Annotated in this window: 2 protein-coding genes; both read left to right on the top strand. The window is 60.7% G+C overall.

Features of this window, described 5'->3' with window-relative positions:
• The coding region (locus AC1DWI_RS23925) for an ABC transporter substrate-binding protein (RefSeq protein WP_477726009.1) at positions 1–448 on the top strand (448 nt) is incomplete at its 5' end.
• Positions 449–527: 79 nt separating this feature from the next.
• Positions 528–1,094, top strand: a complete 567-nt coding sequence (locus AC1DWI_RS23930; protein WP_477668825.1) for a DUF3617 domain-containing protein — start codon at positions 528–530, stop codon at positions 1,092–1,094.
• Positions 1,095–1,165 lie beyond the last annotated feature (71 nt).

Raw genomic sequence — 1,165 nt, forward strand, 5'->3', positions numbered from 1 at the left:
CTACAAATCCTGCGCCGCGCTGATCAGGCAGGCACGGGCCAAGGCCTACGGTGGCCAGTTTTTCAATGTGAGCTTTGTCGGCTCGAAGGCGCTCGCTGAAGAGTTGGGCGACACCGGGGCGGGCGTGACGATTTCGCAGGTGATGCCCTTCCCTTACACACCCTCATCGGCCATCGTGCGTGAATACCAGCAACGCATGGCTGAGGGCGGCCACAAGGACTTTGACTTCTCCAGCATGGAAGGCTTTCTGGTGGCCAAGGTCTTTACCGAAGGCCTGCGCCGGGCTGCGGGGAAGAACCTGACCCGTGAGAGCCTGGTGACGGCGCTGGAGTCCATGCGCGACTACAACATGGGCGGCTTCACGGTGAACTACAGCCCCCAAAGTCACGAGGGCTCCCGCTTCACCGATCTCACCATCATCGGGCGCGGCGGAAAATTCATGCGCTGACGGCATCGAAACTTGCAAAACGGCCCATGCTGGCAATAATGCGGGCTCATCCCCTGTTTGCCATTCACCAGGAACACCCATGAAGCTTTCTACCCCCTTTCCAGCCGCCCTTGCCGCTTTCACGCTGGCCCTGTCCGCCGGGGTTTCTGCACAGACCACCAAACCGGGCCTGTGGGAAATGACGAGCAAAATGCAGTCAAGCTCCGGCGAGATGGAAAAAGCCATGGCCAACATGGAAAAGCAGCTGGCCAGCATGTCGCCCGAGCAGCGCAAGCAGATGCAGGACATGATGGGCAAACAGGGCATGTCCATGGGGCCCGGCGCCGGCGGTGGCATGACCATGAAGGTGTGCGTTACCAAGGAAATGGCCGAGCGCAACGAGCTGCCGCAGCAACAACAGGGCGACTGCAAGAGCACCCAGTCGCCGCGCAGCGGCAACACCATGAAGTTTGCCTACACCTGCACGCAGCCACCGTCCAGCGGCGAAGGCGTAATGACCTTCAACGGCGACACCGCCTACACGATGAAGATGAACACCACGACCACCGTCAAAGGCAAGCCCGAGAAGATGACCATGGATGCTGCAGGCAAATGGCTGTCGGCAGATTGCGGCAATATCAAACCCATCGCTCCTCCCAAGAAATAGAAACGCCCCCCGAAGCAGGGCATGTCTTCACCAGCAGGGGCCGCGGAACCGGCTTTGCCGGGCCGCAGGCG

This window comes from Polaromonas sp. P3_C2, from assembly GCF_056402675.1.

Excerpts from the sequence above, each read along its gene's own strand:
- AC1DWI_RS23930 (WP_477668825.1), top strand. The coding sequence starts at position 528 with ATGAAGCTTTCTACCCCCTTTCCAGCCGCCCTTGCCGCTTTCACGCTG.